The organism is Nocardioides zeae (assembly GCF_030818655.1).
In the GTDB taxonomy this organism is placed as follows: Bacteria; Actinomycetota; Actinomycetes; order Propionibacteriales; family Nocardioidaceae; genus Nocardioides; species Nocardioides zeae_A.
In genome coordinates this window covers 2,367,920-2,388,676 of sequence record NZ_JAUTAN010000001.1, presented here as the reverse complement: position 1 = coordinate 2,388,676, position 20,757 = coordinate 2,367,920, and the positions used below count along the sequence as shown (strand labels likewise).

Here is a 20,757-nt window from a genome sequence, read left to right as displayed (position 1 = left end):
GCGGGTGCGGGTGACCCTGCGCCCGCCGGCCCCCCTCGGTCCTTTTGATTGCTTAGAGAACTAACGAAGGAAGCAGCCACTGTGCTCGACGTCAACTTCTTCGACCAGCTCCGGATCGGCCTCGCCACTCCCGACGACATCCGCGGCTGGAGCCACGGCGAGGTCAAGAAGCCCGAGACCATCAACTACCGCACCCTGAAGCCGGAGCGCGACGGTCTCTTCTGCGAGAAGATCTTCGGTCCCACCCGGGACTGGGAGTGCTACTGCGGCAAGTACAAGCGCGTCCGCTTCAAGGGCATCATCTGCGAGCGCTGCGGCGTCGAGGTGACCCGGTCCAAGGTGCGCCGCGAGCGCATGGGCCACATCGAGCTGGCCGCGCCCGTGACCCACATCTGGTACTTCAAGGGTGTCCCCAGCCGTCTCGGCTACCTGCTCGACCTGGCGCCCAAGGACCTCGAGAAGGTCATCTACTTCGCGGCGTACATGATCACGTCCGTCGACGAGGAGGCGCGCCACCGCGACCTGTCCTCGCTCGAGGGCAAGGTCTCCCAGCAGCGCGAGCTGCTGGAGAAGCGTCGCGACACCTCCCTGGAGGACCGCACCAAGAAGCTCGAGGAGGACCTCGCGGCCCTCGAGGCCGAGGGTGCCAAGGCTGACGCGAAGCGCAAGGTCCGCGACGGTGCCGAGCGCGAGCTGAAGCAGCTCCGTGACCGCGCCCAGCGCGAGATCGACCGCCTCAACGAGGTCTGGGACACGTTCAAGAGCCTCAAGGTCCAGGACCTCATGGGCGACGAGATGCTGTACCGCGAGATGAAGCAGTGGTTCGGCAAGTACTTCGAGGGCTTCATGGGCGCCACGGCGATCCAGCGGCGCCTCGCGGACTTCGACATCGAGGCCGAGGTCGAGTCGCTGCGCGACACGATCGCCAACGGCAAGGGTGCCAAGAAGGTCCGTGCGCTCAAGCGCCTCAAGGTCGTCGACGCGTTCCGCAAGACGGGCAACCAGCCCGTCGGCATGGTGCTCGACGCCGTCCCGGTGATCCCGCCGGAGCTCCGGCCGATGGTGCAGCTCGACGGTGGCCGCTTCGCGACCTCCGACCTCAACGACCTGTACCGCCGCGTCATCAACCGCAACAACCGCCTCAAGCGGCTGCTCGACCTCGGCGCGCCCGAGATCATCGTGAACAACGAGAAGCGGATGCTCCAAGAGGCCGTCGACTCGCTGTTCGACAACGGCCGTCGTGGTCGCCCGGTGACGGGTCCGGGCAACCGGCCCCTGAAGTCGATCTCCGACATGCTCAAGGGCAAGCAGGGTCGCTTCCGCCAGAACCTCCTCGGCAAGCGCGTGGACTACTCGGGCCGTTCGGTCATCGTGTCGGGTCCGCAGCTGAAGCTGCACCAGTGCGGTCTGCCCAAGCAGATGGCGCTCGAGCTCTTCAAGCCGTTCGTGATGAAGCGCCTCGTGGACCTCTCCCACGCGCAGAACATCAAGTCCGCCAAGCGGATGGTGGAGCGCGCGACGTCCGGTGCCCGCTACGCGGTCGTCTGGGACGTGCTGGAAGAGGTCATCACCGAGCACCCGGTGCTGCTCAACCGTGCGCCCACGCTGCACCGTCTGGGCATCCAGGCGTTCGAGCCGCAGCTCATCGAGGGCAAGGCAGCCATCCAGATCCACCCGCTCGTCTGCGGCGCGTTCAACGCCGACTTCGACGGTGACCAGATGGCCGTGCACCTGCCGCTGAGCGCGGAGGCGCAGGCCGAGGCCCGCATCCTCATGCTCTCGACCAACAACATCCTCAAGCCCTCCGACGGTCGTCCCGTGACGATGCCGTCGCAGGACATGATCATCGGCCTCTTCTGGCTGACGACCGACCGCGAGGGTGAGCCGGGCGAGGGCCGGGCGTTCCGCTCGCCGGCCGAGGCCACCATGGCCTTCGACCGGGGCGAGATCACGCTGCAGAGCAAGATCACGCTCCGCTTCGACGACGTCGTCGCGCCCGTCGGCGAGGAGGTGGAGGTCGAGTCGTCCGGCTCGGTCCGCTTCACCACCACGCTGGGTCGCGCGATCTTCAACGACACCCTGCCGGCCGACTACCCCTTCGTGAACTACGAGGTGGGCAAGAAGCAGCTGGGTGCGATCGTCAACGACCTCGCCGAGCGCTACACCAAGGTCGAGGTGGCCGCGTCGCTCGACGCGCTCAAGGACACCGGCTTCCACTGGGCGACCCGCTCGGGCGTCACCGTCTCGATCGACGACGTGACGACCCCGGACGCCGCGAAGGCGGAGATCCTGGCGGAGTCGGAGCAGAAGGCCACGAAGATCCAGAAGGACTTCGAGCGCGGTCTCCTCACCGACGACGAGCGTCGTCAGGAGCTCATCGAGATCTGGACCAAGGCCGCCGCCGACGTCCGGGCCGCGATGCAGGTCAACTTCGACCGGAAGAACCCCATCTACATGATGGTGGACTCGGGTGCGTCCGGAAACATGAACCAGATCAGCCAGGTGGCCGCCATGCGTGGCCTCGTGGCGAACCCGAAGGGCGAGATCATCCCGCGCCCGATCAAGTCCAACTTCCGCGAGGGCCTGACCGTCCTCGAGTACTTCATCGCGACGCACGGTGCCCGCAAGGGTCTCGCCGACACCGCTCTGCGGACGGCCGACTCGGGCTACCTCACGCGTCGTCTGGTGGACGTCTCGCAGGACGTCATCATCCGCGAGGACGACTGCGGCACCGAGCGCGGTCTGCCCAAGCAGATCGGCGAGCGGGGCGAGGACGGCGTCGTCCGCAAGGCGGAGAACGTCGAGACCGCGGCGTACGCGCGCTCGGCGGCCAGCGAGATCACCCACCCCGAGACGGGCGACACGCTCGTCGAGGCGGGCGGCGACCTCGGTGACGTCAAGATCGCGGAGCTGGTCGCGGCGGGCATCGAGGAGGTCAAGGTCCGCTCGGTCCTGACCTGCGAGGCCGCCACGGGCACCTGCGCGAAGTGCTACGGCCGGTCGCTGGCGACGGGCAAGCTCGTCGACATCGGCGAGGCCGTCGGCATCATCGCGGCCCAGTCGATCGGTGAGCCGGGCACGCAGCTGACGATGCGCACCTTCCACACCGGTGGTGTGGCGTCGGCCGACGACATCACGCAGGGTCTCCCGCGTGTGGTCGAGCTCTTCGAGGCCCGCTCCCCGAAGGGTCGTTCCCCGATCGCCGAGGCCGCCGGCCGCGTGCGCATCGAGGACACGGACAAGGCCCGCACGGTCATCCTCACGCCGGACGACGGCTCCGAGGAGCAGGAGTACCCGGTCTCGAAGCGTCTGCGCCTCCTGATCTCCGACGGCGACCACGTCGAGGTCGGCGAGAAGCTGACGCTGGGCACGGAGGACCCGCAGGACGTCCTGCGGATCCTCGGTGTGCGGGCCGCGCAGAAGCACCTCGTGGACGAGGTGCAGCGCGTGTACCGCAGCCAGGGCGTGGCGATCCACGACAAGCACATCGAGATCATCGTGCGGCAGATGCTGCGTCGCGTGACGGTCATCGAGTCGGGTGACACCAACCTGCTGCCCTCCGACCTCGTCGACCGCGTGCGGTTCGAGACGGAGAACCGGCGGGTCGTCTCCGAGGGCGGCAAGCCGGCCTCGGGTCGTCCGGTGCTCATGGGCATCACGAAGGCCTCGCTCGCGACCGAGTCGTGGCTCTCGGCGGCCTCCTTCCAGGAGACCACCCGGGTGCTCACGGACGCCGCGATCAACGGTCGCTCCGACAGCCTCCGCGGCCTCAAGGAGAACGTGATCATCGGCAAGCTGATCCCGGCGGGCACCGGTCTCGAGCGGTACCGCAACGTGCGGGTCGAGCCCACCGAGGAGGCCCGCGCCGCGGCGTACTCCGTGCAGGGCTACGACTCGTACGACTACGAGTTCGGCAACACGGGTGGCGGCCAGGCCGTCGCCCTGGACGACTTCGACTTCGGGTCCTACCAGGCCTGATCGACCTCGTCGACCACGACGGCCCGTCCCCGCGCTGCGGGGGCGGGCCGTCGTGCGTCCTACGGCGGGGTGGGAGGATGAGCGGGTGCCCACCCAGACCCTCCCGTCCCGCACGGACGTGCTCGTCGTCGGTGCCGGCCCGGCGGGGTCCGCGGCCGCGACGTGGTCGGCCCGGCACGGCCTCGACGTGCTGCTGCTCGACGCCGCGACGTACCCGCGGGACAAGACCTGCGGCGACGGCCTGACGCCCCGGGCGGTCGGCGAGCTCCTCCGGCTCGGCCTGGGGGACTGGCTGCGCGCGCACACGGTCAACATCGGCCTCCGGGCCCACGGCTTCGGCCAGACGCTCCTCCTGCCCTGGCCCGGCGGCTCGCTGCCCAACTGGGGCTCGGCGGTCGCGCGCACCGAGCTCGACAACCACCTCCGCTCGCTCGCCGTGAAGTCGGGCGCGACGGCGGTCGACGGGGCGAGGGTCGTCGACGTACGTCGCGGTGCGGCCGGCGCCGTCACCGGGGTCGTCGTCGAGCGGGTGGCCGAGCACGGGGGCACCGAGCGCTTCGAGGTCGCCTGCGAGCGGCTCGTCGTCGCCGACGGGGTGCGCTCGCCGGTCGGGAAGCTGCTGGGTCGGGAGTGGCACCGGGACACGGTGTACGGCGTGGCGGGGCGGAGCTACGTGACCTCGACCCGCGCGGACGACCCCTGGATCAGCTCCCACCTGGAGCTGCGGGACGAGTCGGGGGAGGTGCTGTCCGGCTACGGCTGGGTCTTCCCCCTGGGCGGGGACGAGGTCAACCTCGGCGCGGGGACGCTCGCGACGGCCAAGCGGCCGGCGGACGTGGCGATCCGACCGCTGATGAAGCTGTACGCCGACGAGCAGCGCGAGGCGTTCGGCCTCGGCGACGAGCTGCGCATGCCGGCGTCCGCGCTCCTGCCGATGGGCGGGGCGGTCTCCCACGTGTCCGGCCCGAACTGGGTGCTGGTCGGGGACGCGGCGGGGTGCGTCAACCCCCTCAACGGCGAGGGCATCGACTACGGGCTCGAGACGGGCCGGTTCGCCGCCGACCTGCTGGCCGAGGGCCCGGCCGACCTGACCGAGCGGTGGCGCGCGCTGCTGGTGGAGCACTACGGCGAGGCGTTCTCCGTGGCCCGCCGCCTCGCGGGCCTCGTGACGGTCCCGGGGCTGCTCCCGCGGCTCGGGCCGATCGGGATGCGCTCGCGGCTCGGCATGACGCTCGCCCTGCGCTGGATGGGCAACCTGGTCGACGACGAGGACCGAGACCTCGCGGCGCGGGCGTGGCGGGCGGCGGGCCGCCTGTCGGCCGCGCGCGACGCTCGTCCCCCCTTCTCCTGACGCAGCGCCGGGATCCGTCGACCGTGCCGCTCCGAACGACCCTCGTGGCCGACCTGACCTACCGGGCGACGGTGCGCGCCTCCCGCGCCGCGTTCCGCGCTCTGCGCCTCGACGTGCGGACGGAGGGCGCCGAGCACGTGCCCGTCGACGGCCCCGCGCTGCTGGTGGCCAACCACGCGTCGTACCTGGACTTCCTGTTCCTCGGCGTGCCCGCGGTCGAGCGGGGACGGATGCCGCGCTTCCTCTGCCGGGAGCCGATGTGGCACACCCCGGCCGGCTGGGCCCTGGACCGCATGCACCACGTGCCGGTCGACCGCGACGCTCCCGCGGGGGCCTACCTGCAGGCGCGGCGGCTGCTGGAGCAGGGCGAGGTGGTGGGACTGTTCCCGGAGGCGGGGATCTCCTACTCGTTCACGGTGCGCGCCCTCATGCGGGGAGCGGCGGCGCTGGCCCGGGACACGGGCGCGCCGCTCGTGGCGGGCGCCATGTGGGGTGCGCAGCGCATCTGGACGGTCGGACGCACCCCGTGGGGGACCGAGCCGGGTCCGGACTTCAGCCGGCACGGGCGGGTGGTGGACATCCACCTCGACCCGCCGCGGCACGTGGCGCCGGGGGACGACCTGACCGAGGTGACCACGGCGCTCGGCTACCGCATCACGGACCTCCTCGAGGAGCTGCAGCGGCGCCCGCACCACCGGCCGCGGCCGGGGGAGCACGCGCCCTGGTACCCCGCCCACCTCGGCGGCCACGCCCTGACCCCGACCGAGGCCCGTGAGCTCGACTCGGTGCCGCGGAGCGCGGTGTGGCCGACCTGGGGGCCGGGGGCGGGCGCTAGGTTGGAGGGGTGAGCTCCCTTCCCCGTCGCCAGCGCGTCGCGGCCTACGCCGTGATCGTCCGCGACGGCGCGATCCTGCTGAGCCGCCTGGCGCAGCGGGTGACGAAGGACGAGCTGTGGACCCTCCCGGGCGGCGGCCTCGACCACGGCGAGGACCCGCGCGACGCGGTGGTGCGCGAGGTGCGGGAGGAGACGGGCCTCGAGGCGGAGGTGGGCGACACCGCCCGCGTCTACTCGGCCCACCTGCCCGGCGTGTGGCGCGACGGCCGTCGGGTCGACGCGCACGCGCTGCGGATCGTCTACGAGGGCCGCGTGGCCCCGGACGCGCCCCCGCCCCACGTGGTGGAGGTCGACGGCTCGACCATGGACGCGGCCTGGGTGCCGTTGGCCGCCGTGACCTCCGGGACCGTGCCGGTCGTGCCGATGGTGCTGGAGGCGCTCGCGGACGTGCTGCCGTCCCGGCGCCAGCGCGTCGCGGCGTACGCCGTGGTGCGGCGCTTCGCCACGGGCACGGGTCCCGACGACCCCGGCCACGACGAGGTGCTGCTCACCCGCAACTCGGTGCGCGGACCCCACCCCGGGTCGTGGACGCTCCCCGGGGGCGGCGTGGAGCACGGCGAGTCGCCGGTGTCCGCGGTCGCGCGGGAGGTCGCGGAGGAGACGGGCGTGGTCGTCGAGGTCGGGAACGTCCTCGGGGTCCACGACACGCACTTCGTCGGCACGGCGCCGCACGGCGGCACCGAGGACTTCCACGGCGTCCACCTGCTGTACGCCGCGCGCCCGGTCGACGGCGGGGACGAGCCGCGCGTCGTCGACGTCGGCGGCACGACCGACGCGGCCGCGTGGGTGCCCGTCGCCGACGTGCTCGGGGGCACGCTCGACGTGCGGGACACGGTGCTCTTCGCGCTCGGCCTCTGACAGGCCCAGGCCCGCGGGGCTAGGTTGTGGTCATGGCCACGTCGACGGAGACCGTGTTCACCTACGCCGCGCCCGCGCTCAAGATGGGCTCCGGCGCCTCGGCCGAGATCGGGCACGATCTCCTGTCCTACGGGGTGCGCCGCGTGCTCGTGGTGACGGATCCCGGGGTCGCGGCCACGGGCCATCCGGCGCGCATCGCCGAGCAGGTCGCGGCGGCGACCGGCGCCGAGGTCGTCGTCTTCGACCGGGCGCGGGTCGAGCCGACGGACGCCTCGATGATCGAGGCCGTCGAGTTCGGCCGCGCGGAGGGACCGTTCGACGCCATCATCGCCGTGGGCGGCGGCTCGTCGATCGACACCGCGAAGGCGGTCAACCTGCTCGTCACCAACCCGGGTGACCTCATGGACTACGTCAACGCGCCCGTCGGGCGGGCGCAGGCCCCGCAGCACCCGCTGCTGCCGCTCGTCGCGGTGCCCACGACCACCGGCACGGGGGCCGAGTCCACGACGATCTGCGTGCTCGACGTGCTGGCGCTGGAGGTGAAGACCGGCATCAGCCACGCCCGGCTGCGACCGACGATGGCGGTCGTCGACCCCGACCTGACGCTGACGCAGCCCGCGATGGTCACGGCCAGCTCGGGCATGGACATCCTCTCGCACGCGCTCGAGAGCTACACGGCCCGCTGGTACGCCGACCAGCCCGCGAAGCGGCCCGAGCAGCGGGTGCCCTACTGCGGCTCGAACCCCATCTCCGACGCCTGGAGCGAGAAGGCGATGTCGCTCCTCGCCTCGTCGTTCCGGGCCGCGGTCAACGCCGCGCGGTCGGGGGAGGACCCGAGCGAGGCCCGCACGGTGCGCGAGCAGATGGCGATGGCGGCGACCTTCGCCGGTCTCGGCTTCGGCAACGCCGGTGTGCACGTGCCCCACGCCTGCGCCTACCCGATCGCCGGGCGCGTGCGCGGCTACCGCCCGGACGACTACGTCGACCACGACGGCGACCGTGCGCCGATGGTGCCGCACGGCATGGCGGTCTCGCTGACGGCGCCGGAGGCCTTCCGGCTCACGTTCGAGGCCTCGCCGACACGGCACCTCGCGGCCGCGCGGCTGCTCGACCCGCACGGCGCGGTCTCCGCGCCGGACGGCCCCGACCGGCTCCCCGCCGTGCTCGCCTCGATCATGCGCGACGTCGGGATCCCCAACGGGCTCGCGGCCGTCGGGTTCGGCGAGAGCGACGTCGACGCGCTCGTCGAGGGCGCGTGGGCCCAGCAGCGGCTGCTCGCCACGGCGCCCCGCGACATCACCGAGGAGGACCTGGCCGGCGTGCTGCGCGCGTCGATGGAGCACTGGTGACGTGAGGTGACGGCCCCCTAGCGGCTGGCGCGCGCCGCCCGGTAGGACGGCAGCCGCAGGCGGGCCAGCGCCGGGTACTGCGCCAGCCCCGGCACCTGGTGGAGCACGGGGTCGAGCTCGAGCTCGTCGTCGGGACCGTCGAGGTCGTCACCCACGTGGCGGTCGAGCTCGAGGCGCCCGAAGGCGTGCCAGGCGCCCGCACCGCGGGCCCACGAGAGCGTCCAGGCGTTGCCCTGCTCGCCTGCGGTCGGCCACGCCCCGATCACGAGGGGCCCGGCGGGCGTGCGGTAGGGCAGCAGCGTCGTGAGCGGACGAGCGGCTCCCTCGCGGCGGGGTGCCAGCAGGAAGCGCAGCGGGCCGTTCCACCCGGTGCTGGCGAGGAGCACGTCGCCGGTCTCGCCGTCCGCGGTCAGGCGCAGCGCGAGACCCCAGATGTCCGGCACCGGCGCGGGCAGGCCCACGGCGCGGGAGAGCCGCGCGGTGACGAGCAGCTCGGCCCGGCGGTCGAGGAGGTCCACCCCCGTCGTGGGTCGTCCGTCGTCCTCCGCCGCCGTGGTCACGAGGGTGCCGGCCGCGACGGTGCCCGCCGGGTGCAGCGGCTGGGCGGCCGGCCGCAGCGCCGCGATCGTGCCGGTGGCCGCGGCGAGGGCGCCGCCGGCGGCGGAAGCGACGGTGGAGGTGACGGTGGAGGTGACGCGGCGGACGGGAGCGGTGAGGGGCACGGGGCCTCCTGGGAGGGAGCGGACGGGGTGCCCCTCCGGTTGCCCGGGGGCCGCGGCCCATGCGTGATCCCGGCCCCGCCGGTCCGCCTCGGGTCCACCTCGCGGCGACCGCCCTGTGGACGAAGGGGAGCCTGCGGGCCGGATCGTCGGTGGGGGGCTCCACAATGGAGGGGTGACGGTGGAGACGACGAGCTCGCGGAGCCCGGGGAGCGCGACGGACGGGTCGGGCGTGGCGACGGAGGACGTGCTGGCGGCCCTGGCCCGCCGGGGCGTCAGCGACGTGGACGCCTCCACCGTGACGCGGGCGGCGTACTCGACGGACGCCTCCCTCTTCCGGGTCGTGCCCCAGGCCGTCGTGCGGCCGCAGCACCCCGACGAGCTGGCCGCGGTCGTCGACGTCGCCCGTGAGCTGCGGGTGCCGCTGACCATGCGCGGGGCGGGCACGTCGATCGCCGGCAACGCGGTCGGTCCCGGCCTGGTCGTCGACACGGTGAAGCACCTCAACCGGGTGCTCGACGTCGACGCGGAGGCGGGCACCGCGGTCGTGCAGCCCGGCACGATCCACGCCGTCCTGCAGAAGGCGGCGACGGCGGTCGGCTGGCGCTTCGGCCCCGACCCGTCGACCCACACCCGCTGCACGATCGGCGGCATGATCGGCAACAACGCCTGCGGCTCGCGGGCGCTGGGCTACGGCCGGATGGTCGACAACGTCGAGGCGATGTCCGTCGTGATGGGCACGGGGGACACCCTGGCCCTCGGTCCGGGCGGGCTCGCCGGCGCGGTCGGCCCGGGCGACGTGCCCGCCGCGCTGGACCGCCTCGCCGGTGCCCACCTCGCCCCGATCCGCACCCAGTTCGGGCGCTTCGGCCGCCAGGTGTCCGGCTACTCGATGGAGCACCTCCTGCCCGAGAACGGACGCCGGCTCGACCGGTTCCTGACGGGCTCGGAGGGCACGCTCGGCGTCATCACCCAGGCCACGGTCCGGCTGGTGCGCGACGCGCCGGCGCGCACGATGGCGGTGCTGGGCTACCCGTCGATGATCGAGGCCGCCGACGCCGTCCCGGCGCTGCTGGCACACCCGCTCGTGGCCTGCGAGGGCCTCGACGCGCGCATCGTCGACCTCGTGCGCGGGGCCGGCAAGGCCGTCCCTGCGCTGCCGCGGGGCGCCGGCTGGCTCTTCGCGGAGGTGACCGGGGAGTCGCTCGCCGAGACGGAGGCGCTGCTCGCCCGGGTCATCGCCGACTCCGGCGCGCTCGAGGCCCGTGTCGTGCTCGATCCCGCCGAGGCGGCCGCCCTGTGGCGCATCCGCGAGGACGGGGCCGGCCTGGCCGGGCGGTCGCTCGCCACGCCGGCGTACTCGGGCTGGGAGGACTCGGCGGTCCCGCCGGAGCACCTCGGCGCCTGGCTGCGCGACTTCGACGGCCTCCTCAAGCAGTTCGGCCTCGACGGCGTGCCCTACGGCCACTTCGGCGACGGCTGCGTGCACGTGCGCATCGACTTCCCGCTCGTCCACGGGTCCGCCTCGATCGAGGAGGGGCGCGGCGTCTTCCGCGGATTCATGGAGGCCGCGGCGGCGACGCTCGCGACGTACGGCGGGTCGCTGTCGGGCGAGCACGGCGACGGGCGGGTGCGCTCGGAGCTGCTGAGCACGATGTACGACGCCGAGGCCATCCGCCTCTTCGGCGAGGTCAAGGCGATCTGCGACCCCCTCGGCGTGCTCAACCCGGGCAACATCGCCGACCCGGCGCCGCTCGACGCCGACCTCCGCACCTCGCGGCCCCGGGCCCGCGAGCCGCTGCCGCTCCTGCGCTTCACCCACGACGGTGGCTCGATGGGCGACGCGGTGCACCGGTGCACGGGTGTCGGCAAGTGCGTCGTCGGCGGTGGCGCCGGCACGGGGACGGGCGTGATGTGCCCGTCCTACGCGGCGACCCGCGACGAGAAGGACTCCACGCGCGGCCGGGCCCGCGTGCTGCAGGAGGCGATGACCGGCGACCTCGTGCAGGGTGTCGCCGACCCGGCGGTCCACGAGGCGCTCGACCTCTGCCTGGCCTGCAAGGGGTGCGCCAACGACTGCCCGACGGGCATCGACATGGCGACGTACAAGTCGGAGGTGCTCCACCAGACCTACGCGGGGAAGCGGCGGCCCCGCAGCCACTACGTGCTCGGCAAGCTGCCGATGTGGGCACGCCTGACCACGCCGGTCGCGGGCCTGGCCAACGCCTCGCTGAAGGCCGGGCCGATCGCCAAGGTGGCCCGCGCGGTCGCGGGCGTCGACCAGCGGCGCAGCCTGCCGCAGTTCGCCGGGCGCACCCTGCGACGCTCGGCCCGCGCCGACGGTGCGGCCGGTCGGCTCGGGTCGGTCGAGCAGCCGGACGTGTGGATCTGGGCCGACTCGTTCACCAACCACTTCCTCCCGGCGAGCGGCCTGGCGGCCGTGCGCTTCCTCGAGGCACAGGGCCTGACGGTGCGCGTCATCGACGAGCGCGCCTGCTGCGGCCTCACCTGGGTGACGACCGGCCAGCTCGACGCCGCCCGGCGGATCGCGGGGCGCACGGCGGCGACGCTGGCGCCGTACGTCGCGTCCGGGGTGCCCGTCGTCGGGATCGAGCCCTCGTGCACGGCCACGCTGCGCTCCGACCTCGAGGAGCTGAGCGACGCCCCCGAGGCGGCGGCGGTCGCGGCGGGCGTGCGCACGTTCGGTGAGCTGGTCGCGGGCCTCGTGGCCGACGGCCGGGTCACGCTGCCCGACCTCACCGGCACGCACGTGGTCGCGCAGCCGCACTGCCACCAGGCGTCGATCCTCGGCTGGGAGGCCGACGAGCGGCTGCTGAAGGCGGCCGGGGCGAGCGTCACGCGGGTCGGCGGCTGCTGCGGCCTCGCCGGCAACTTCGGCGTCGAGCAGGGGCACTACGAGGTCTCGGTGGCGGTCGCGGAGACGCAGCTGCTCCCGGCGGTGCGGGCGGCCTACGCGAGCGACCCCGAGACCGTGGTGCTGGCGGACGGCATGAGCTGCAAGATCCAGCTCGACGACCTCGCCGACGTGCCGGCGCTGCACCTCGCGGAGCTGCTGGCCTCGCGGGTCTGAGGCGGCAGCGAGGACGGTCGCGGAACAAGGGCCGGCGGGTCCCTGTTCAACCCCGTCGTGACCTCCTCCACGACGCCGTTGCTCCTGACGCCCACGACCCTGCGCTCCGTCACCGTCCCCAACCGGGTGTGGCTGGCGCCGATGTGCCAGTACTCGGCCACCGACGGGATGCCGAACGACTGGCACCTCGCCCACCTCGGGGCCCGGGTGACGGGCGGGTTCGGGCTGGTGCTCACGGAGGCCACCGCGGTGGTGCCCGAGGGTCGGATCAGCCCGGAGGACACGGGCATCTGGAACGACGAGCAGGCCGCTGCGTGGCGCCGCATCACCGACTTCGCCCACACCTGGTCGCCGCACGGCTCGACGCCCATCGGCATCCAGCTCGCCCACGCGGGGCGCAAGGCGTCGACGTGGGCGCCGTGGCGCGGCGGTCAGGACGGCTCGGGCCGGGGCCGCGGCTCGGTCCCGCTCGACCAGGGCGGCTGGACCACGCTGGGGCCGAGCGCGTCGGCGTACGAGGGGTTCGCCGAGCCGCGGGAGATGACCACCGACGAGATCGCGGCCGTCGTGACGGCGTTCGGCGACGGTGCGCGCCGGGCGCACGAGGCCGGGTTCGACGTGGTCGAGGTGCACGCCGCGCACGGCTACCTGCTCCACCAGTTCCTCTCGCCGCTGGCGAACCAGCGGACGGACGCCTACGGCGGCTCGTTCGAGAACCGCATCCGCCTCGTGGTGGAGGTCGTCGACGCCGTCCGCGCCGCGTGGCCGGAGGAGAAGCCGGTGCTGGTGCGGCTCTCCGCGACCGACTGGGTCGAGGGCGGCTGGACGCCGGAGGAGTCGACGCGGCTCGCCGCGGTGCTGGCCGAGCACGGGGTCGACCTCGTCGACGTGTCGAGCGGGGGCCTCGACGCGCGGCAGGAGATCACGGCGGGGCCGGGCTACCAGGTGCCGTTCGCGACCCAGGTGCGCTCGGCCGGTCTCCCCGTCGGCGCCGTCGGTGAGATCACCGACCCGGACCAGGCCGAGGAGATCCTCGCCACCGGGCTGGCCGACGTCGTGCTGCTGGCCCGGGTCGCCCTGCGCGAGCCGGCCTGGCCGCTCCGCGCGGCGGCGGAGCTGGGCGTGGGGCGCCGTTCCGCGCCGTACCCGGCCCAGTACACCCGCGGCGCCTGGCCCGACGCTGGTTGACGGGTCCTAGAATCGGCCCCTGTGAACCCCCGCCACCGCCGCCTCGTCATCCCCGTCGCCCTGGTGGCCCTGATCGTCGTCGTCGTGGTGGCGGCGATCATCTGAGCCAGCCCCACCCGAGAGCCGAGCCGTGACCGAGCCCCTCCTCCGCGTCCTTACCCGGATGCGTGCCCACCTCCTCGACCCCGACGCGCTGGTGCGCGCCGTGGGCTCGGGGCGCCAGAAGGGCACGACCCCGGCGTGGCGGCGGGTCGAGCTGCGCTACGTCGACCTCAAGGCGGGGCGGCACCTGCAGGTGACCCGGTACGACGCGACCCAGGCCCACACCGCCAACCACGCCGCCGGGTCCGCCGAGGCGCGCGAGGTGGTGGACGCGCTGCTCGACGAGCCGTTCGCGAACTGGCACGTCGACACGACGACCCAGCAGCACCAGGTGCGGGTCACGAAGCGGCTCGAGGCGGTCGTCCACACGACGGAGCGCGCGCAGGCGGTCGAGGCCGAGCGCGGGCACGACCGCGACAAGGACCGGCTGCTGGAGCCGGGCGACCCGGTGCTGGTGGCCCTCGGGATCTCCGACGCCGAGGGCCGGGTCAAGCCGACGCGGCAGGCGAAGCTGCGCCAGGTCGAGGAGTTCTGCCGGCTCCTCGACACGGCGGTCGTCGACGCGATCGCCAAGGGCCACCTGCGCCGTCCGACCGCCGAGGAACCGCTGCGGATGGTCGACCTGGGCTGCGGCAACGCCTACCTGACCTTCGCCGCGCACCGCTTCCTCAGCCACGTCCGCGGGCTGCCGGTGCACCTCGTCGGCGTGGACGTGAAGGAGCAGTCCCGCGAGCACAGCACGGCCGTGGCGGCCGGGCTCGGCGTGGGCGACGAGCTCGAGTTCGTCGTCGGGTCGATCGCGGACGCCGACCTCGGTGCGCTGCTGCCCGAGCGGCCCGAGGTGGTGCTCGCGCTCCACGCCTGCGACACCGCCACCGACGAGGCGCTCGCCCGGGCCGTCGACTGGGAGGCGGCGCTCGTGCTCGCGGCGCCCTGCTGCCACCACGACGTGGCGGCCCAGCTGCGCAAGGCGCCGACGCCCGCGCCGTACCAGGTGCTCACGCGCCACGGCATCCTCCGCGAGCGGTTCGCCGACACGCTGACCGACGGGCTGCGCGCCTCGCTGATGCGGCTGTCGGGCTACCGGGTCGAGGTCGTGCAGTTCGTGGAGAGCCAGCACACGCCGCGCAACACCCTGCTCCGCGCGGTGCGCACGGGGTCGCCGGTGAGGGGCGGCGCGGTGCGCAAGGAGTACGACGAGCTGGTCGCCACCTGGGGGATCCGACCCCGCCTGGCGGAGCTGCTGGCCGAGGGCTCCACGGGCGTCGCCGGGGACCGGTGAGACCGGTGCTGCTCCGCGCCCTGGTGACCGCCGCGGTCGCCCTCCCGTTCGCGGCCGGTGCCGCGGCGACGCCCGCCTCCACGGCGGAGGAGGGCACCGAGGTGGTGAGCTTCACCGACCCGGACATCGTCGAGTCCAGCGGCCTCGCGGTCGTCGGTGGGCGGTTCGTGACCGTCAACGACTCGGGGGACAGCGGCCGCGTGTTCGCCGTCGACCCCGCGACGGGCGACACCGTCGGCGTCACCTCGTGGACGCCCGACCCGGTCGACGTCGAGGCCGTCGCCCCGGCGTACGTCGACGGGGAGGCCGCCTCCGAGGTCTGGGTCGGCGACATCGGGGACAACCGCGCGGTGCGGGACAGCGTCGAGGTGCTCCGCGTGCCGGTCGGCTGGGAGGACGCGACGGTGGAGCCCGCGCGCTACGAGCTGCAGTACGCCGATGGTCCGCGCGACGCGGAGTCGGTGCTCGTCGTGCCCGGCACCGACCAGCTGCTCGTCGTGAGCAAGGGCGTGCTCGGTGGCAGCTTCTACGCGGCGCCCGAGCAGCTCGTGGCAGGTCAGGTGAACGTGCTCGAGCCGCTGGCGCCGGCGCTCGGCGTGGCGACCGACGCGGCGTTCTTCCCCGACGGTCGGCACCTGGTGGTGCGCAACTACGGTGCGGCCGCCGTCTACACCTACCCGGGGCTCACCGAGGTCGGGAGCTTCGACCTGCCGGAGCAGCCGCAGGGGGAGGGGATCGCCGTCGACCCCGACGACCCCGGGGCGGTGCTGCTGACCACGGAGGGTCCGCGCACGCCGGTGCTCCGGGTCGCGCTGCCGGCGGACGTGAGCGCGGCGATGGCGCCGGAGTCCCCGGACGCCGGCTCCACCGACACCCCGGACGGGGGCGCGGACGCCGATCCCGCCGTCGACCCGGCCGACGACGGGCCGGGGTGGCTGCCCTGGATCGTCGGTGGCGCCGGCGGGGTCGTGCTGCTCGTCCTGGCGGTCACCCTGGCGCGGGGCTCGCGGCGTTCCTGAGGCAGTCCTGGTGGGGGCTGGTCGGGGCTGGCTAGGGTCGTGAGGTGCCGCGACTCCGCCGAACCTCACCCGACCAGCCCGGGTGGACGCGGGTGCGCGCCGGCCGGGGGTTCAGCTATCGCGACGAGCACGGGGAGCGGCTCGACGACCGGGCCCGGGAGCGCGTCGAGGCCCTCGTGATCCCGCCGGCGTGGAAGGACGTGTGGATCACGCCGCACGACAACGGCCACCTGCAGGCGGTCGGCACGGACGACGCCGGACGGCGGCAGTACCTCTACCACCCCGCCTGGCGCGAGAAGCGCGACGCGGAGAAGTTCGCGCGGATGGTCGAGTTCGGCGCGTCCCTCGCCCGTGCGCGTTCCGTCGTCGTCGGCCACCTCGGGCTGGACGGCATGCCGGAGCCGCGGGCCGCGGCCACGGCCGTGCGCCTCCTCGACCTCGGCTACTTCCGCATCGGCAACGACGTGTACGCCGACGAGAACGGCAGCTTCGGCCTCACCACGCTCGAGCGGCGGCACGTCCGGCGCGCCGGGGAGGCGCTCGTCTTCCGGTTCACGGGCAAGTCGGGCGTCGACCACGAGATCCACATCGACGACACCGCCGTCGTGGCCGCGATCGCGATGATGCGCCGCCGCCGGGCCGAGGACCCGCGCCTGCTCGCCTACAAGGAGGTGCGGCAGTGGCGCTCCGTGCTGCCCGCGCTGGTCAACGACTACGTGCGCGTCACCACGGGCATCGAGGCCACCGCGAAGGACTTCCGCACCTGGCACGCCACGGTCCTCGCCGCCGTGGCCCTCGCCCGCACCGAGGAGCCGGGGGAGACGGCGGCGTCCCGCAAGCGGGCCGTCAGCGGCACGATGAAGGAGGTCGCGGCCTTCCTCGGCAACACCCCGACCCTCGCGCGGAGCTCCTACGTCGACCCGCGCGTGGTCACGGCGTACGAGAACGGCCGCACGATCGCGGCGGCCCTCCGGCGCGCCGACCGCGAGCACGCCGACGACGTCGACGCCCGGCAGGCGGCGCTGGAGCGGGCCACGCTGCGGTTGCTGGGGTAGGTCGGGCCCGGTCGGCTCAGATGCCCCAGTCGTCGCCGCCGCCGGGGATGCCGGTGCTTCCGTCCCAGTCGTCGTAGACGTCGATCGTGGCGACCGTGGAGAGGCCCGCCACGAAGAACGTGGCGCTCACCGTCTGTCCCCGCGACCAGCTGCCCTCGAGACCGTCGGCGTAGCACTGGTAGGTGCCCGGACCCCAGTCCTGCCTGGGGTCCACGCCCTGGAAGGTGGCGACGGGGCCACCTGCGAGCGAGTAGCTGAAGGTCGGGAGGGCCGTGGCGGGCGTGACCTCGAGGAACACCTCGAGGAGCCACCCGCTGGCGTCGTACCGGGTCCGGGTCAGGCTGCCCCCGACGTAGGCGATGCCGGTGGTCGCGCCGACCGAGACGGCGAAGGCAGGCGCGGCGACGACGACGGAGACGGCGGGCACGGTCCAGACGGCGGTGCGCAGGACGGTACGGCGTGTGGGGAGAGCGGTCATGGTGCGACCATCGGCCGAGCCAGCGGGGACCTGAGGCCAACGGTGGGCGATCTCGTCGGCGTCCTCGTGACGTCGCCCGGACCGGATCCGGAACTGTGCGGTCGGGGCGGGTCCGATCGCGCGGGGCCTGCCCCGGCGTCCCAGTTCCGGGCTCGGCATCGGGTCGAGGAAAACGCGGACGGGCTCGGACCTGAGAAGAAAACGCGGACCGGCTCGGGACCGGGGGAAAGAACACGCGGACCCGAGAGCGCGACACGCCGATCCCGCGGCCCGTCCGGTCCGCGTTTTCCTCCCCGGCGCCGCAGGGCCCGCGCACTCTCCTGCTCCGGTACGGCGCGGGGCACGCCGGTCGACGCCGGGCGCCCCCGGGGGACGCAGAACTGTGCGGCTGGGGCGGGGCCGACCGCGCGGGGCCTGCCCCGACGTCCCATTTCGGGGCGGGCCTCGCGCCGCGGCGTACGGTCGGGAGATGGGGTACGCCGAGGTCACCGTCGTCCAGGGCGACATCACGCAGCAGCACGTCGATGCCGTCGTCAACGCCGCGAACCGCCGCATGCGGGGCGGGGGCGGGGTAGACGGCGCGATCCACCGGGCGGGCGGGCCGGCGGTGCTCGAGGACTGCCGCCGCCGGTTCCCGCACGGCCTCGCGACGGGGGATGCCGGCTGGACGACCGCGGGGGACCTGCCGGCGCGCTGGGTGGTCCACGTCGTCGGGCCCAACCACGCGGCGGGGGAGACGGACCGTGCGCTGCTCGTCTCCTGCTACGCGCGGGCCCTCGCCGTGGCCGACGAGCTCGGGGCCCGCACGGTGGCGTTCCCCCTGGTGAGCGCGGGGATCTACGGCTGGCCGCGGCAGGACGCGATCGACTGTGCCGTCGCGACGCTGGCCGGCACGCCGACGGCCGTCGAGGAGGCGCGCATCGTGGCCCACGACGCCGCGACCGCCGAGCAGGTCCGCGCCAGCTTGTCTGAGTGAGTGCTCACTCACTAGGCTGGTCGATCGTGAGCCCCCGAGCGACGCCGATGGCGCCCGACGAACGCCGCCGCACGATCCTCGAGGCGGCGGTGCCGCTCATCCTCGAGCGGGGGCAGTCCGCGACGACGCGCCAGATCGCCGAGGCGGCCGGCGTCGCGGAGGGCACCGTGTTCCGGGTCTTCCCGACGAAGGAGGACCTGCTCGACGCGGTGCTCGACGCGGCGCTCGACCCGACCCGGTTCCTCGAGGAGCTCGAGGCGGTCGACCGCTCGCTGCCGCTCGAGCCGCGCCTCGTCGCCGCGACGACGGTCGTGCAGGGTCGCTTCCGGGAGATCTTCGGCGTCATGACGGCACTCGGCATCCAGGGACCGCCGCGGCGTTCCCGGCACGACGACGAGGACGCGCTCGCCGCGCGGCGGCGCTCGCTGCAGGCGGTCGTCGAGCTCGTGGAGCCGGACGCCGACGCCTTCCGCGTGCCGCCGCGCGAGGTGGCACGGATGCTCCGCCTCCTCACCTTCTCCGGCAGCCACCCGCACCTCTCGGCCGACGAGCCGCTGACGGCGGAGGAGATCGTCGCCGTCGTCCTCCGCGGCACGCTCGCGCCCACCACGACCACCCCCGACAGGAGCGCGTGACCATGCTCTTCCGCCTGCTCCGCGAGCACCTGCAGCCCTACCGGGCCCGGCTGCTCGCCATCGCGCTGCTGCAGCTCGGCTCCACGGGCGCGATGCTCTACCTGCCCAACCTCAACGCGACGATCATCGACGACGGCGTCGTGCAGGGCGACACGGGCCACGTGCTGCGCATCGGCGTCGTCATGCTCGTCGTCTGCCTCGGCCAGACCACCTGCCAGGTCGCGGCCGTGTGGTTCTCGGCGCGGGTCGCCATGAGCGTGGGTCGCGACCTCCGGGGCGCCCTGTTCAGCCGCGTCACCGGCTTCTCCGGCCGGGAGGTCGGCCAGTTCGGGGCGCCGTCCCTCATCACCCGCGTCACCAACGACGTGCAGCAGGTGCAGATGCTGACGCTGATGACCTGCAGCATCGCCATCTCGGTGCCGATCATGATGGTCGGCGGCATCGCGATGGCGCTGCACACCGACGTCGGCCTCTCGTGGATCTTCGCCGTCGTGGTGCCGACCATGTTCGTCGCCGTCGGCATCGTCGTGCGGGGCATGGTGCCGAGCTTCCGCGCCCAGCAGGGACGCATCGACGGCGTCAACCGGGTCCTGCGCGAGCAGATCACCGGCATCCGCGTCGTGCGGGCCTTCGTGCGCGAGCCCGAGGAGACCGACCGGTTCGCCGACGCCAACGAGCAGCTGACCCAGGTGTCGATCCGCGCCGGGCGCTGGCTCGCCACGCTGTTCCCCGTCGTCATGCTCATCGTCAACGTGGCCTCGGTCGCCGTCATCTGGTTCGGCGGCCACCGCGTCGACTCCGGCGACCTCGGCGTCGGCCAGCTCACGGCCTTCCTGGCCTACCTCATGCAGATCGTCATGTCGGTGATGATGGGCACCTTCATGCTCATGCAGATCCCGCGCGCCGCGGTCTGCGCCGACCGCATCGCCGAGGTGCTCGACACCAGCACGAGCGTGCTGCCGCCGGAGCAGCCGGTGACCGTCGTGTCGGGCCACGCCGAGCTCGAGCTGGACGGGGTGGGGTTCACCCACCCGGGCGCCCAGAGCCCGGTCCTCGCGGACGTGTCGTTCCGGGCCGGCCCGGGCGAGACCGTCGCCGTCATCGGCTCCACGGGCTCGGGCAAGACGACGCTCGTCGACCTCGTCGCCCGGCTCATGGACGTCACGGAGGGCGCGGTGCGCATCGACGGCGTCGACGTGCGCCGGCTGGATCCCGCCGCCCTGTGGGAGCGCATCGGCCTCGTGCCGCAACGGGCCTTCCTCTTCAGCGGCACCATCGCCAGCAACCTGCGGCACGGCAAGCCCGACGCCACCGACGGCGAGCTGTGGGAGGCGCTCGAGGTCGCGCAGGCGCGGGACTTCGTCGCCGCGCTGCCCGACGGCCTGGACGCGCCGGTCGCCCAGGGCGGCACCAACTTCTCGGGGGGCCAACGCCAGCGGCTGTCCATCGCCCGCGCCCTCGTGCGCCGCCCCGAGATCTACCTCTTCGACGACTCGTTCTCGGCGCTCGACCTCGCCACCGACGCCCGGCTCCGCGCCGGCCTCCGGCCGTGGACGACGGAGTCCTGCGTGCTCGTCGTCGCGCAGCGCGTCTCCACCATCCGCGAGGCCGACCTCATCCTGGTGCTCGAGGACGGACGCCTCGTCGGCGCGGGACGCCACGACGACCTCGTGGACTCCTGCGCGACGTACGCCGAGATCGTCGCCTCCCAGCTGAGCGCGGAGGAGGCGGCGTGAGCGAGCGCAAGGACACCGGGGAGATCACCGCCACCGAGCGCATCG

Annotated in this window: 15 protein-coding genes; 13 read left to right on the top strand and 2 right to left on the bottom strand. The window is 73.8% G+C overall.

Features of this window, described 5'->3' with window-relative positions:
* Positions 1–81 precede the first annotated feature (81 nt).
* The 5 genes from QE405_RS11390 to QE405_RS11370 all read left to right on the top strand — a co-directional run bounded on the left by QE405_RS11390 (position 82) and on the right by QE405_RS11370 (position 8,431).
* Complete coding sequence (locus tag QE405_RS11390; RefSeq protein WP_307200778.1) at positions 82–3,978, top strand: DNA-directed RNA polymerase subunit beta'; 3,897 nt, start codon at positions 82–84, stop codon at positions 3,976–3,978.
* A gap of 85 nt (positions 3,979–4,063) precedes the next feature.
* Positions 4,064–5,329 (top strand): geranylgeranyl reductase family protein, encoded by a 1,266-nt coding sequence (locus tag QE405_RS11385; RefSeq protein ID WP_307200775.1) that lies wholly within the window; start codon positions 4,064–4,066, stop codon positions 5,327–5,329.
* A gap of 23 nt (positions 5,330–5,352) precedes the next feature.
* Positions 5,353–6,177, top strand: a complete 825-nt coding sequence (locus QE405_RS11380; RefSeq protein WP_307200774.1) for a lysophospholipid acyltransferase family protein — start codon at positions 5,353–5,355, stop codon at positions 6,175–6,177.
* Positions 6,174–7,082 (top strand): NUDIX hydrolase, encoded by a 909-nt coding sequence (locus tag QE405_RS11375; RefSeq protein WP_307200772.1) that lies wholly within the window; start codon positions 6,174–6,176, stop codon positions 7,080–7,082. Before QE405_RS11380 ends, QE405_RS11375 begins: the two co-directional genes overlap by 4 nt.
* A 32-nt stretch (positions 7,083–7,114) precedes the next feature.
* Positions 7,115–8,431 carry a hydroxyacid-oxoacid transhydrogenase gene (locus QE405_RS11370; protein ID WP_307200770.1) on the top strand — a complete coding sequence of 439 codons (1,317 nt, stop codon included), beginning with the start codon at positions 7,115–7,117 and terminating at the stop codon, positions 8,429–8,431.
* Between the two features lie 17 nt (positions 8,432–8,448).
* Here QE405_RS11370 and QE405_RS11365 read toward each other — a convergent pair whose 3' ends face one another.
* Complete coding sequence (locus QE405_RS11365; protein ID WP_307200768.1) at positions 8,449–9,153, bottom strand: hypothetical protein; 705 nt, start codon at positions 9,151–9,153, stop codon at positions 8,449–8,451.
* A gap of 178 nt (positions 9,154–9,331) precedes the next feature.
* Here QE405_RS11365 and QE405_RS11360 point away from each other — a divergent pair, with 178 nt between their 5' ends.
* From QE405_RS11360 to QE405_RS11340, 5 genes are all read left to right on the top strand, one after another.
* Positions 9,332–12,241, top strand: a complete 2,910-nt coding sequence (locus tag QE405_RS11360) for an FAD-binding and (Fe-S)-binding domain-containing protein (RefSeq protein WP_444939696.1) — start codon at positions 9,332–9,334, stop codon at positions 12,239–12,241.
* 57 nt (positions 12,242–12,298) lie between these two features.
* On the top strand, positions 12,299–13,429 hold the full coding sequence (locus tag QE405_RS11355) for an NADH:flavin oxidoreductase/NADH oxidase (protein WP_307200764.1): 1,131 nt from the start codon (positions 12,299–12,301) through the stop codon (positions 13,427–13,429).
* 130 nt (positions 13,430–13,559) lie between these two features.
* Positions 13,560–14,813 carry a class I SAM-dependent methyltransferase gene (locus QE405_RS11350; RefSeq protein WP_307200762.1) on the top strand — a complete coding sequence of 418 codons (1,254 nt, stop codon included), beginning with the start codon at positions 13,560–13,562 and terminating at the stop codon, positions 14,811–14,813.
* Positions 14,814–14,818: 5 nt separating this feature from the next.
* Positions 14,819–15,832: a hypothetical protein gene (locus tag QE405_RS11345; RefSeq protein ID WP_307200760.1), complete on the top strand. Its 1,014-nt coding sequence runs from the start codon at positions 14,819–14,821 to the stop codon at positions 15,830–15,832.
* A gap of 44 nt (positions 15,833–15,876) precedes the next feature.
* A complete protein-coding gene (locus QE405_RS11340) occupies positions 15,877–16,887 on the top strand; it encodes a DNA topoisomerase IB (protein WP_307200758.1) in 1,011 nt (336 codons plus the stop codon).
* 16 nt (positions 16,888–16,903) lie between these two features.
* On the opposite strand, the gene QE405_RS11335 is transcribed toward QE405_RS11340, so the two are convergent.
* Complete coding sequence (locus QE405_RS11335; protein WP_307200756.1) at positions 16,904–17,365, bottom strand: hypothetical protein; 462 nt, start codon at positions 17,363–17,365, stop codon at positions 16,904–16,906.
* A gap of 469 nt (positions 17,366–17,834) precedes the next feature.
* Here QE405_RS11335 and QE405_RS11330 point away from each other — a divergent pair, with 469 nt between their 5' ends.
* The 3 genes from QE405_RS11330 to QE405_RS11320 are packed head-to-tail and all read left to right on the top strand — an operon-like array spanning position 17,835 to position 20,712.
* On the top strand, positions 17,835–18,341 hold the full coding sequence (locus QE405_RS11330) for an O-acetyl-ADP-ribose deacetylase (protein WP_307200755.1): 507 nt from the start codon (positions 17,835–17,837) through the stop codon (positions 18,339–18,341).
* 26 nt (positions 18,342–18,367) lie between these two features.
* Positions 18,368–18,976 carry a TetR/AcrR family transcriptional regulator gene (locus QE405_RS11325; RefSeq protein ID WP_307200753.1) on the top strand — a complete coding sequence of 203 codons (609 nt, stop codon included), beginning with the start codon at positions 18,368–18,370 and terminating at the stop codon, positions 18,974–18,976.
* A gap of 2 nt (positions 18,977–18,978) precedes the next feature.
* The gene (locus QE405_RS11320; protein ID WP_307205786.1) at positions 18,979–20,712 is read left to right on the top strand and encodes an ABC transporter ATP-binding protein; all 1,734 of its coding nucleotides are present in this window, start codon (positions 18,979–18,981) and stop codon (positions 20,710–20,712) included.
* Positions 20,713–20,757: the final 45 nt, after the last annotated feature.